This is a genomic window from Geodermatophilus nigrescens, assembly GCF_900129495.1.
Taxonomy (GTDB): Bacteria; Actinomycetota; Actinomycetes; order Mycobacteriales; family Geodermatophilaceae; genus Geodermatophilus; species Geodermatophilus nigrescens.
On the sequence record NZ_FQVX01000004.1, the window covers coordinates 153,937 to 165,533 of the forward strand.

The 11,597-nt window shown below is 76.2% G+C and carries 13 protein-coding genes; 5 read left to right on the plus strand and 8 right to left on the minus strand.

Features of this window, described 5'->3' with window-relative positions; all coding sequences use genetic code 11:
- Positions 1-54: 54 nt before the first annotated feature.
- From BUE37_RS19825 to BUE37_RS19835, 3 genes are read right to left on the minus strand one after another with little or no spacing between them, the layout of a single operon-like run.
- Positions 55-753 carry an alpha/beta fold hydrolase gene (locus BUE37_RS19825; RefSeq protein WP_073422156.1) on the minus strand — a complete coding sequence of 233 codons (699 nt, stop codon included), beginning with the start codon at positions 751-753 and terminating at the stop codon, positions 55-57.
- Positions 750-956 (minus strand): hypothetical protein, encoded by a 207-nt coding sequence (locus tag BUE37_RS19830; RefSeq protein WP_073422157.1) that lies wholly within the window; start codon positions 954-956, stop codon positions 750-752. Before BUE37_RS19830 ends, BUE37_RS19825 begins: the two co-directional genes overlap by 4 nt.
- Before the next feature lie 29 nt (positions 957-985).
- On the minus strand, positions 986-2,008 hold the full coding sequence (locus BUE37_RS19835) for an NADP-dependent oxidoreductase (RefSeq protein ID WP_073422158.1): 1,023 nt from the start codon (positions 2,006-2,008) through the stop codon (positions 986-988).
- 123 nt (positions 2,009-2,131) lie between these two features.
- Here BUE37_RS19835 and BUE37_RS19840 point away from each other — a divergent pair, with 123 nt between their 5' ends.
- The 4 genes from BUE37_RS19840 (at position 2,132) to BUE37_RS19855 (ending at position 6,960) form a co-directional block, all read left to right on the plus strand.
- The gene (locus BUE37_RS19840; RefSeq protein ID WP_073422159.1) at positions 2,132-3,040 is read left to right on the plus strand and encodes a haloalkane dehalogenase; all 909 of its coding nucleotides are present in this window, start codon (positions 2,132-2,134) and stop codon (positions 3,038-3,040) included.
- Positions 3,037-4,158: a class I SAM-dependent methyltransferase gene (locus BUE37_RS19845; RefSeq protein ID WP_073422160.1), complete on the plus strand. Its 1,122-nt coding sequence runs from the start codon at positions 3,037-3,039 to the stop codon at positions 4,156-4,158. Before BUE37_RS19840 ends, BUE37_RS19845 begins: the two co-directional genes overlap by 4 nt.
- 53 nt (positions 4,159-4,211) lie before the next feature.
- Positions 4,212-5,294, plus strand: coding sequence for a class I SAM-dependent methyltransferase (locus BUE37_RS19850; protein ID WP_073422161.1), 1,083 nt, complete (start codon positions 4,212-4,214; stop codon positions 5,292-5,294).
- An 85-nt stretch (positions 5,295-5,379) separates the two neighbouring features.
- Positions 5,380-6,960 (plus strand): methyl-accepting chemotaxis protein, encoded by a 1,581-nt coding sequence (locus BUE37_RS19855; protein WP_073422162.1) that lies wholly within the window; start codon positions 5,380-5,382, stop codon positions 6,958-6,960.
- Between the two features lie 82 nt (positions 6,961-7,042).
- On the opposite strand, the gene BUE37_RS19860 is transcribed toward BUE37_RS19855, so the two are convergent.
- Both BUE37_RS19860 and BUE37_RS19865 read right to left on the minus strand, forming a co-directional pair.
- Entirely contained in the window at positions 7,043-7,477 is a 435-nt protein-coding gene (locus BUE37_RS19860) for a GNAT family N-acetyltransferase (RefSeq protein ID WP_073422256.1), read from the minus strand.
- Positions 7,477-7,971 (minus strand): phosphoribosyltransferase, encoded by a 495-nt coding sequence (locus BUE37_RS19865; RefSeq protein ID WP_073422163.1) that lies wholly within the window; start codon positions 7,969-7,971, stop codon positions 7,477-7,479. The genes BUE37_RS19860 and BUE37_RS19865 overlap by 1 nt, the downstream gene beginning before the upstream one ends.
- Before the next feature lie 171 nt (positions 7,972-8,142).
- Here BUE37_RS19865 and BUE37_RS19870 point away from each other — a divergent pair, with 171 nt between their 5' ends.
- Positions 8,143-9,729, plus strand: a complete 1,587-nt coding sequence (locus tag BUE37_RS19870) for a methyl-accepting chemotaxis protein (protein WP_073422164.1) — start codon at positions 8,143-8,145, stop codon at positions 9,727-9,729.
- A 57-nt stretch (positions 9,730-9,786) separates the two neighbouring features.
- Here the strand turns inward: BUE37_RS19870 and pucL are convergent, their stop codons facing one another.
- The 3 genes from pucL to uraD are packed head-to-tail and all read right to left on the minus strand — an operon-like array spanning position 9,787 to position 11,559.
- Entirely contained in the window at positions 9,787-10,692 is a 906-nt protein-coding gene (pucL, locus tag BUE37_RS19875; protein WP_073422165.1) for a factor-independent urate hydroxylase, read from the minus strand.
- 55 nt (positions 10,693-10,747) lie between these two features.
- Positions 10,748-11,065 carry a hydroxyisourate hydrolase gene (uraH, locus tag BUE37_RS19880; RefSeq protein ID WP_073422166.1) on the minus strand — a complete coding sequence of 106 codons (318 nt, stop codon included), beginning with the start codon at positions 11,063-11,065 and terminating at the stop codon, positions 10,748-10,750.
- On the minus strand, positions 11,062-11,559 hold the full coding sequence (gene uraD, locus BUE37_RS19885) for a 2-oxo-4-hydroxy-4-carboxy-5-ureidoimidazoline decarboxylase (RefSeq protein ID WP_073422167.1): 498 nt from the start codon (positions 11,557-11,559) through the stop codon (positions 11,062-11,064). Before uraD ends, uraH begins: the two co-directional genes overlap by 4 nt.
- Positions 11,560-11,597: the final 38 nt, after the last annotated feature.

Sequence of the window (11,597 nt, forward strand, 5' to 3'; positions counted from 1 at the left end):
TCCGTGCGCGGCGCGAGGCCGACCCGGCAGTCACGCGGGGCAGGCTAGCGGGGCTCACAGCGGAACGGCCAGCCCCTCCGGCGGCGTCGCGGCGAGGGCGCCGCGGACGTCGTCGCGCCACGGCGCCAGGCCCGACCCGGCGAGGACGACGTCGCGCACCAGCCCGTGCCACCGGCCGACGGCACGGACCATGCCGTGCCCGCCGGGGAGGGTGAACCGCGCGACCCGGACGCCGGCCCGCGAGGCGCGCACCGCGAACTCCGCGGACAGCCGGGCGGGCACCCACCGGTCGCCCCGGCCGTGCGCGAGCACGACGGTGCGCCCGCGCAGGTGGGCCACCGGCTCGCCCGGCGGCGTCCAGGGCGCCAGCCCGCAGACGGCGGTCACCGACGGGTCGTCGCCAGCGCGCAGCACCGCCCGGCCGCCCATCGAGTGCCCGACGAGCACCACCGGCACGTCGCCGTGCCGCTCGCGCACCTGGTCGAGTGCCCAGCGGACGTCGGCGTGCGCGTCGGCGGCGGCCCCGTTCCAACCGGCCACCCGGTAGCGGACGAGGTAGGTCTCCACCCCCCGCGTGGCCGCCGCCCGCGAGACGGCCTCCTGGATCGCCCGCATCCGCACGAGCGACAGCGCCCGCTCCCGCGGCGGCTCCACGCTGGCCACCGTGCCGCCGTGGGCGAAGACGGCGACCGCGCGGGTGGGCGCGGTCGCCGCCAGGTGGTCGAGGGCGGGGACGCGGGCGGCGGTCGTCACCGGCGCCGTCGGCCGCCGCCGCGCAGCCGGGCCCGAGCCCGGTCGCCGAGGTCACCGGCCTGCAGCAGCGCCCGGCTCAGCGGGGTCGAGCCGCCGCGCCGCTCGAGGGTCTGCCCGAGGCGACGGAGCAGCCCGGTGGCCAGGGGGACGACGACGGTCACGATCAGCCAGACGCGCAGGCGCCGGGTCAGGAACAGCCACATGCCCGGCCCCTTCCCGGTGCCGGCCCGCCTCAATCCGGGTCGGGTGCCAGCCGGACGACCATCTTCCCGGTGTTGGCCCCCTTGAGGAGGTCGAGGAAGGCGGGGACGGCGTTCTCCAGGCCCTCGTAGACGGTCTCCCGCACGGTCAGCTCGCCGGAGCGGATCCACCCCGACACCGTCTCGGCGAACTCGCGGTAGAGGTCGGGGTGGTCGCTGACGAGCAGCCCGGAGACGGCGAGCCGCTTGCTGATCATCAGCGAGCTGAAGTTCGCCGGCCCCGGCACGGTCTCCGTGGCGTTGTAGGTGGAGATCGAGCCGCAGATGACCGCGCGGCCGTGCACGTGCAGGGCGCCGAGCGCGGCGTCGAGGTGCTCGCCGCCGACGTTGTCGAAGAAGACGTCGATGCCGTCGGGCGCGGCCTGCGCGAGCAGGTCCTTGACGCGCCCGTCGTGGTAGTCGAAGGCGGCGGTGAAGCCGATCTCGCGCAGCCAGGCGACCTTCTCCGGCGTGCCGGCGCTGCCGACCACGGCCGACGCGCCGCGCAGCCGCGCGAACTGGCCGACGGCGCTGCCCACCGCGCCTGCCGCGCCGGAGACGAACACGACGTCGCCCTCGCGGAAGGCGCCCACCCGGAACAGGCCGGCGTAGGCCGTGTGCCCGGGCATGCCGAGGATCCCCAGGGAGTAGGTCAGCGGCAGGTCGCCCGTCGGCGGCAGCTGCCGCACCGAGCGGGCGTCGAGGACGGCGACGTCGCGCCAGGCGGCGTCGGCGAGCACCAGCGCGCCCTCGGGGACGTCGGGGGAGCGGGACTCCACGACCCGCCCGACGGCGCCGCCCTTCATCACCTCGCCGACCTCCCACGGCGCGGCGTAGGACGGGCCCAGGCGCATCCGCCCGCGCATGTAGGGGTCGACCGACATGGCGACCATCCGCACGACCACCTGGCCCTCGGCCGGGTCGGGGTGCTCGACCTCGACCAGCGCGAAGTCGTCGGGCGTCGGCTCGCCGTGGGGCCGGGCGGCGAGGTGCCACTCGCGGGCGGTGATCGGCACGGGCGCTCCCTGCGTCGTCGGATGGGGTGCGGGACCGATCCTGCCCTCATGGCATAGGAAGCTCTACGCACGTCCTGGGCGCCAGGACGGAGGAAGAGCTTCCACTGCCTCGGGAGGTCGGGAATGGACGTCGTCCGCACGCCGGAGGAGCGGTTCGCCGCGCTGCCGGACTTCCCGTACCCGCCGACCTACGTCACCTTCGACGCCGGCGAGGGCACGATGCTGCGGGTCGCCGTGGTCGACGTGGGGCCGGCCGACGGCGAGGTCGTCGTCCTGCTGCACGGCGAGCCGTCCTGGTCGTTCCTCTGGCGGCACGTGATCCCCGAGCTCACCGCCGCCGGCCTGCGCGTCGTCGCGCCCGACCTGGTCGGCTTCGGCCGCTCCGACAAGCCGACCGACCCGGCCGCCTACAGCTACGCGGCGCACGTCGAGTGGATGCGCCAGACGCTGTTCGAGGGTCTCGGCCTGGTCGGCGTCACGCTGGTCGGCCAGGACTGGGGCGGGCTCGTCGGGCTGCGGCTGGTCGCCGAGCACCCCGACCGGTTCGCCCGCGTCGTCGTCGCCAACACCGGCCTGCCCACCGGCGACACCCCGATGAGCGAGGCGTTCCTCGCCTGGCAGCGCTTCGCGGCCACCGCGGACGCCTTCGACGTCGGCCGGGTCGTCGCCAACGGCACCGTCGCCCCGCTGCCGCCCGAGGTGGTCGCCGCCTACGACGCGCCGTTCCCCGACGAGGCGTCGAAGGCCGGCGCACGGGTGTTCCCGAGCCTGGTGCCCACCGCGCCCGACGACCCCGCCGCGGCCGCCAACCGGGCCGCGTGGGAGGTCCTGTCGCGCTGGGAGAGGCCGTTCCTCACCGCGTTCTCCGACGCCGACCCGATCACCGGGGGCGGCGACCGGGTCTTCCAGCGGCTGGTGCCCGGCGCGCAGGGCATGCCGCACACGACCCTGCGCGGCGGCGGGCACTTCCTGCAGGAGGACGTCGGCCCGGAGCTCGGCCGGGTCGTCGCCTCCTTCGTCGCCGCCACGTGACCCCTGACGAGGTGCTCGCGCTGCTGCGGCGCGAGCCCGACGTCGAGGCGCCCGACCTGGTCGCCGTCGACGCCACCGACCGGCTGCTGCTCGACACCGCCCGCGAGACCGCGCCGGACCTGTCGCGGCAGCGGGTGGTCGTCGTCGACGACGCGTACGGCGCGCTCACCCTCGGCGCGGTCGCGGCCGGTGCCCGCGACGTCCGCGTGCACCAGGACCTGCTGGTCGGTGAGCAGGCGCTGGCCCGCAACGCCGCGCGCACCGGGCTGGCCGGCGCGTACGGGTCCGGGCCGCTGACCGCCGAGCTGTTCGACGGCGCCACGCTGGTGCTGGCCAAGGCGCCCAAGGCCCTCGACGCGCTGCGCGAGCTCACCGAGCTGGCCGCCGCCGCGGCCGACCCCGCCGTCACCGTGCTCGTCGGCGGGCGGGTCAAGCACATGACGCACGGCATGAACGACGTGCTCGGCGCCGGGTTCACCGAGGTGTCGGCGTCGCTGGCGCGGCAGAAGTCGCGGCTGCTGGTGGCCCGCGGGCCGCGGCCCGGCGTCCGCTCCTCCTTCCCGCGCTGCCGGCACGACGACGCCCTCGGCCTCGACGTCTGCGCGCACGGCGCGGCCTTCGCCGGCACCCGGGTCGACGACGGCACGCGCCTGCTGGTCGCCGCGCTGGAGGGCGCCGCGCCGGAGGCCCGCACCGCGCTCGACCTCGGCTGCGGCACCGGCGTGCTCGCCGCCGTCCTCGCCCGCTCCCGGCCGGACCTGACGGTCACCGCCACCGACCAGTCCGCGGCCGCCGTCGCCTCGGCGCGGGCCACCCTGGCGCGCGCCGGGCTCGACCGGGTGCGGGTGCTCCGCGACGACGCGGCCGCCACGCTGCCGGACGCGGGCACCGACCTGGTCGTCTGCAACCCGCCGTTCCACCTGGGCGCCGCGGTGGTCACCGCCGCCGCCGACCGGTTGTTCACCGCCGCCGCGCGGGTGCTGCGCCCCGGCGGGGAGCTGTGGGCGGTCTGGAACAACCGGCTGCCGCACCGGGCGGCGCTGCGGCGCGTGGTCGGCCCCACACGGACGGCCGCGCACGACCGCCGGTTCACCGTCACGGTGTCCACCCGCCGCTGACCGGGGACGCGCACGCTGGACCCGCGGCCGCGGGCGGGCCACGGTGCGGGGGCATGACGACGTCCCTCCCCGGTCCCGAGGCGCTGTCCGAGCGGCTCGTCGCCTCCGTCACCGCAGCCCTCGAGGTCGCCGCGGTCGAGCTCGGCCGCCGGCTCGGCTGGTACCGCGCGCTCGACGGGGCCCCGGCGACCGCCGCGCAGCTGGCCGAGCGCACCGGCACCGACCCGCGCTACGCCCGCGAGTGGCTCGAGCAGCAGGCCGTCGCGGGCGTCCTCGCCGTCGACGACCCGGCCGCCGCTCCCGAGCAGCGCTGCTACGCCCTGCCGCCCGGCTACGGCGCCGTGCTGGTCGACGAGCTCGACCCGCTCTACACGGTCCCGCTGGCCTGGGCGGCCATGGCCTTCGTCCGGAACGTCCCGCGGCTGGAGCGGGTCTACCGCGAGGGCACCGGCCTGGGCTGGGCGGAGATGGGCCGCGACGCCCGGGAGGCGCAGGCCGCTGCCAACCGCCCCTTCTTCGCCGGGCCGCTCGGCTCGGAGGTGCTGCCCGCGCTGCCCGACGTCGACGCCGCCCTGCGGGCCGGTGGCCGCGTGGCCGACGTCGGCTGCGGGCTCGGCTGGTCCTCGATCGGCATCGCGACCGCCTACCCGGCCGCCCGGGTGGACGGGTTCGACGTCGACACCCCCTCGATCGAGCAGGCGCGCGCGGCGGCCGAGACCGCCGGGGTGGCCGACCGGGTCACCTTCACGGTGGCCGACGTCGCCGCCCTCGGCGAGCGGGACGGCGGCTACGACCTGGTCACGGCGTTCGAGTGCGTCCACGACCTCGCCGACCCGGTCGGCGTGCTGTCGGCGGTCCGCGGGCTGGTCGCGCCGGAGGGGACGGTCCTGGTGGCCGACGAGAAGGTCGACGAGACGTTCACCGCGCCGGGCGGGGACGTGGACCGGCTGATGTACGGCTACAGCCTCACCTGCTGCCTGCCCGACGGGCTGTCCACCCGGCCCTCGGCGGGCACCGGCACCGTCATGCGGCCCGCGACGCTCGCCGCGTACGCCTGGGAGGCGGGGTTCGCGGGCGTCGACGTGCTGCCCGTCGAGCACGACTTCTTCCGCTTCTACGTGCTGCGGCCGGGCTGACCTGCGGCGTTTCCGCTGTAGTCGCTCCAGCGGATGCCGATGGACCTCGCGACGGCACCGGCCGTCCCCTCGCGAGGAGGCCCCCGTGGTCCGCTCCTGGTCCGACCGCCCGCTGGGCGTCAAGCTCGCCGCGCTCGTCGCCGTCGGGGCGCTGGCCCTGGCCGCCTTCGCGGTCCTCACCGTCTCCGCGCTGCGCGGCACCGGGGAGCGCACCGACGTCCTGCTGGTCACCACGCGCGCCACCGGGCAGGCGCTGGAGGCGGACATGATGCACGACGCCGTCCGCGGCGACGTGCTGCAGGCGCTGCTCACCGGCACCGGCGAGCAGTACGCCGGCGCGGTCGCCGACCTCGCCGCGCACGACGCCACGTTCCGCGAGGTGCTCGCCGCCGTCGGCTCCTCCGGCCTGGGCGACGACGTCGCGGCCGCCGTCGAGCAGGTCACGCCGGAGGTCGAGGCCTACCTCGCGAGCGCCGACCGCATCGTCACCCTGGCCGGCCGCGACCCGGCCGCCGCCCGCGCGGCCTACCCGGAGTTCGCCGCCGCGTTCGCCGTGCTCGAGGACGACCTGCCCGCCGTCGGGGAGGCCGTGCACGCGCGGGCCGACGACGCCGCGCGGGCCAGCGCCGACCAGCGGGACACCGCCGTCACCCTCGCCGTCGTCGTCGCCCTCGCCGGCGTGCTGGTGCTCGCGGCGCTGGGCTGGGCGGTCACCCGCTCGGTGGTGCGGCCGCTGCGCCGGGTCGCCGCCGTCGTGGCCGGGATGGCCGACGGCGACCTGCGCGGCGGCAGCGGCGTGACCAGCGGCGACGAGGTCGGCCGGATGGCGGTCGCGCTGGAGACCGCGCTGGCCGACGTGCGCGGCGTCGTCGCCGCGATCGGCGACGGGTCGGCCACCCTCGCCGCGGCCACCGAGCAGCTCTCGGCCAGCGCCGCGGACATGGCCCGCCTGGCCGACAGCTCCTCCACCCGCAGCGGCGTCGTCGCCACCGCCGCCGGGGAGGTGTCCACGACCGTCTCCACCGTCGCCGCGGGCTCGCAGCAGATGGGCGCGAGCATCCGGGAGATCGCGCAGAACGCCGCCGAGGTGGCCCGGGTGGCCGGGCAGGCCGTCGCGGTCGCCGGCGAGACGACGGCCTCGGTGGAGCGGCTCGGCACGTCCTCGGCCGAGATCGCCGACGTCGTCCGGGTCATCACCGGCATCGCCGAGCAGACCAACCTGCTCGCGCTCAACGCGACGATCGAGGCGGCGCGGGCCGGCGAGGCGGGCAAGGGGTTCGCCGTCGTGGCCACCGAGGTGAAGGAGCTGGCGCAGGAGACCGCGCGGGCCACCGAGGACATCGCGCGGCGCGTGCAGGCCATCCAGGCCGACACCGACGGTGCGGTCCGGGCGATCGGGGAGATCACCTCGGTCATCTCCGTCATCGACCGCTCGCAGGGGACCATCGCCGCGGCGGTCGAGGAGCAGACCGCGACGACGGCGGAGATGGACCGCAACGTGGCCGCCGCGGCCGGGTCCGCCGAGCTGATCGCCGCGAACATCGCCGAGGTCGCGGGCGCGGCCGGCGCGACGACGCAGGCGATGGGCGACGCCCGCGCCGCCATCGAGGAGGTGGCCCGCATGGCCGCCGGGCTGGCGTCGTCGGTCGCGCGCTTCCGCTACTAGGAGGACCCTCCTGTCCCCCGCCACTCGCACGCTCGCGGCGGGACCCTGCAGGAGGGCCGACCCGGCACGTCGCAGCCGCGGCTCAGAGTCCGAGGGCCAGCACCGGCTCGTCGTCGGCCATCTCGCCGGTACGCGCGAAGCCGAGCGAGCGGTAGAACGGCTCCGGGCCGCCCTCGCCGTCGACGACGCTGACCCGCAGCTCCCGCACGCCCTGCGCGCGCACGTACGCGGCCACCTGCCCGACCACCTGCCGGCCGATGCCCCGGCCCTGCGCCGAGGCGTCGACCATCAGCCGCCACAGCATGTGCCCGAGCTCCTCGGGGGAGTCCCAGAGCATCACGAAGCCGACCAGCCGCCCGTCGGAGCGCACCGCGCGGCACCAGGCCTGCGGGTACACGTACGCCTCGGCGATCGAGACGGCGTTGGGCGCCACCAGGTGCTCCTGGCCGGGGGCCACGCGCAGGTCGCACACCGCCCGCACGTTCTCCGGGGTGAGCGGCTCGAGCTCGACCGCCATCAGTGCGGCGGGCGGGCGCTGCGGGTGCGCACCGGGGGCTGCGAGGACCACGGGAAGTCGATCCACGCGTCGGTGCGGCGCCACACGTAGTCGCACTTGACCAGCGACCGGGACTTCTCGTAGACGACCGCGGTCCGCACGTCGGAGACGTAGCCGGCGCAGAAGTCGCGCACCAGCTCCAGCGTCTTGCCGGTGTCGGCGACGTCGTCGGCCACGAGCACCCGTGCGCCGGTCAGGTCGACGGCGTCCAGCGTCGGCGGCAGCACCACCGGCAGCTCCAGCCGCTCGTCGACGCCGGTGTAGAACTCGACGTTCATCACGAACAGGTTCTTGACGTCGAGCGCGTAGCCGAGCGCCCCGCCGAGGAACAGCCCGCCGCGGGCGATCGACAGGATCAGGTCGGGCTCGAACCCGTCGTCGGCCACCTGCTGCGCCAGCTCGCGGGCCGCGCCGCCGAACAGCTCGTAGGTCAGGACCTCGCGCTCGTCGCTCACGGGTGCCACCTCAGCAGAAGCCGGGCGGCGCCGGCCACACGGACCTGCCCGGGTCGACATGGCGAGCGGCCGGGGACGGGTCACCGCACTTTCCCGGATCTCCGCTCAACGCCGCTCCGATCCGGGCGAAGTCTCCCCGGACGGACGGCACCGCGGACACGAGGAGCAGGGATGACGGGACGGCTGCGCGGACTCCGGGTGAGCACCCGGTTGCTCGCGCTGGTGCTGGCGGCGGTCGTGGGCATGGCCACGGTCGCGGTCATCGGCGCACTGGCCGTGCGCGACACGATCGAGGAGGAGCAGCGCGCCCAGGCGCGCACGGCGGTGGAGACCGCCCTGGGCACCGTGGCCGCCTACGGCGCGCAGGAGGCCGCCGGGGTGCTCACCCGGGAGCAGGCGCAGGCCGCGGCGATGGACGCCGTGCGGGAGCTGCGCTACGCCGGCGAGGAGTACTTCTGGATCAACGACATGTCGCCGACGATGGTCATGCACCCCATCAAGCCCGAGCTCGACGGCACCGACCTGTCCGGGAACCGCGACCCCGACGGCAAGGCGCTGTTCGTGGAGATGGTCGACGTCGTGGCCCGCGACGGCAGCGGCTTCGTGGACTACATGTGGCCCCGCCCGGGCGAGGAGGACCCGCAGCCCAAGATCTCCTACGTCGCCGGCTACGAGCAGTGGGACTGGGTGGTCGGCTCGGGTCTCTACGTCGAGGACCTCGACGGCGCGGTCCGCAGCGAGCTCGCCTCGATGGCGCTGTGGTCGGTGCCGGTGCTGGCCGCCATGCTCGGCCTCTCCCTGCTGGTCTCGCGCAGCATCACCCGCCCGCTGCGGGAGATGACCGAGGTCCTCGGCACCGCGAGCCTCCGCCAGCGCCTGGCGACCGGGGGCACCGGCAACGAGTTCGACCGGCTCGGTGCCGCGGTGAACGACACCCTGGACCGGGTCGCGGGGGTCGTCGCCGAGGTCGGTGCGGCCTCGAGCGCGCTCGAGCGCTCCGCCCGGGAGCTGTCGTCGACCAGCGAGGCCATCGCCGGCACCACCGAGCGCTCGACCGAGCAGGCGGGCAGTGCCACCGCCGCGGCGACCGAGGTCAGCGCCGGCATCGAGGCGGTCGCCGCCGGAGCCGAGCAGATGGGCGCCTCGATCCGGGAGATCGCGCACAACGCCGCGGAGGCCGCCCGCATCGCCGGGACCGCCGTCGCGGCCGCGGAGAGCGCCAACGCGACGGTCGCCGAGCTCGGGACGTCCTCGGAGGAGATCGCCACCGTCGTCAAGACCATCACCAGCATCGCCGAGCAGACCAACCTGCTCGCGCTCAACGCGACCATCGAGGCGGCGCGGGCCGGGGAGGCGGGCAAGGGGTTCGCGGTCGTGGCCAACGAGGTCAAGGAGCTGGCGCAGGAGACCGCGCGGGCCACCGAGGACATCGCCCGCCGCGTGCAGGCCATCCAGGGGGGCACCCGGGGTGCCGTCCAGGCCATCGGCAGCATCGCGGAGGTCATCGCCCAGATCGACGGCATCCAGACGACGATCGCCGCGGCCGTCGAGGAGCAGACCGCCACGACCAACGAGATGAGCCGGTCGATCGGCGAGGCCGCCCGCAGCGGCCGGGCCGTGGCGGCCTCCGTCGGCGACGTCGCCTCCGCGACCCGGGAGACGGACGCCGGCCTCGGCGGCGTGCGCGCGGCCGCCGCAGAGCTGGTGGGCACGTCGCGCGAGCTGCAGGAGGCCGTCGCCGCCTTCACCGCGGGCTGAGCGCCGCACCTCCCGCCGGGGCGGTCGGGACGACGACCGCCCCGGCGGGACCGGGGGTCAGCAGAAGCCCGGCGTGCCGAGCCAGGCGACCTCCGCCGGCGGCACGTCGTCGCGCAGCACCGTGCCCTCGATGAGGCCGTAGGGGCGGTCGTCGGCGTGGTAGACGAGCACGTCGTCCTCACCGGGGGTGTTGGTCAGGCCGTAGGCGGAGAGGTCCTGCAGGAAGTGGTGCCGGTTGGGCATCGACATCCGCACCTCGGCGACGTCGGGGAAGCGCTCGAGCACCGCCTCGCCCATCGCGTACAGCGTCTGCTGCAGGGCGCGGGAGTGGGTGGCGGCGAAGGTCTCGAGCAGCGTCGTCCGGACGCCGTCGAAGTGCGCGTCCCAGTCCAGCTCGGCAGAGGTGTGGCGCCACCGGGCGGTGACCGCGGTGGCGAGGACGCGGTCACGGGTCTCGGGCAGCGTCGTGTACCGGTCCCGCGGGTAGCCCCAGAACTCCGAGCCGGTGGTCTTGAGGACGACGAGGTCGGTCAGGCCGGCGAGCACGTGCGCCTCGTCCCCGTCCACGGTGACCACCGCCGTGCGCACCTCCCCGCCGGGCCGGCGGAGGGCGTGGTCGTGCGGCCGGCCGCCGACGGCGATCCGCTCCCAGCCGTAGGACTCGACGGCGACCCGCGCGCCGGTGATCCAGTCGTAGGAGCCGGCGAGGTGCCGGGCCAGCCGCAGGCCGAACGCCTCCGGCGAGCCGACGCCGTCGCGGGCGAAGGCGAACACGGTGTTCTTCTGCGCGTCGGTGGTCAGGACGTGCGCGTTGTCGCCCTCGGTGTGCGCGGCGGTGAAGTCGCCGCGCAGGCTCGTGCTGACGTTCAGGTCCGCCACCTCGTGGCGGGGGCCGCTGCGGTCGACCGCGACGACGCGGACCTCCGCCTTCCCGTACTGGTTGGGTCCGAGCACGATCGCCATGCCGCGCAGCCTGCCGCACTCCGGTTGCGCGGGTGTTGCACGTGGAACCGCGCCCTCAGCTCCCGCGGTAGGTCGAGTAGGCGAACGGGGACAGCAGCAGCGGCACGTGGTGGTGGGCGGCGGGCTCGGCGACGGCGAAGGTCAGCGTCACCTCCGGCCAGAACGCCGCCGTCCCGCGCGCCTCGAACCAGGCGCCGGTGCCGAACACCAGCCGGTGCGGGCCGGCCGCGGTGGCCTCCTCGGTGAGCCGGCACCGGCCGTCGTCGTCGGTGACGCCCTCGGCGAGCAGGTCGTCGCCCGCGAACAGCCGGACGGCGACCCCGGCCGCCGGCCGCCCCGCCACCGCGTCCAGGACGTGCGTCGAGACGCTCACGACACCAGCCCCCGCACCCGCAGCTCGGTGATCTGCGCGAGCTGCTCGACCACCTCGGCGCGCTCGGCGTCCTCGTCGTTGGTCAGCCGGCGGCGCAGCTCGGCGAGCATCTCGTCGGGGGAACGGCCGGCCGCGCGGATCAGGTAGACGTGGCCGAACCGCTCCTCGTACTCGCGGTTGCCCGCGACGATGGCGGCGCGGGTGTCGTCGTCGGCGCCGCCCATCGAGCCCTGCTCCCGGCGGGAGGCCTGCGCCTCGGCCGAGGAGCCCTCCACCCGGTCGCCGATCCGCGGGTGCGCGGCGAGCGCCATCTGCACCTCGTCCCACGGCAGCGCGCGGGCCACCTCGCCGGCGCGGCGGACCAGCGTGTCGGCGTCGGGGAACGGGCGGCCGGCGACCAGCCCGGCGGCGAAGCGGGGGGCGGCGTTGCAGCCACGGAGCGCCTCGACGGCGGCGTCGGCGGGCTCGCTGTTGAACTCGTCGAGGCGGGACACGGTGACAGGATGGCAGCCCGGCCGGCCGAGGAGAGGAC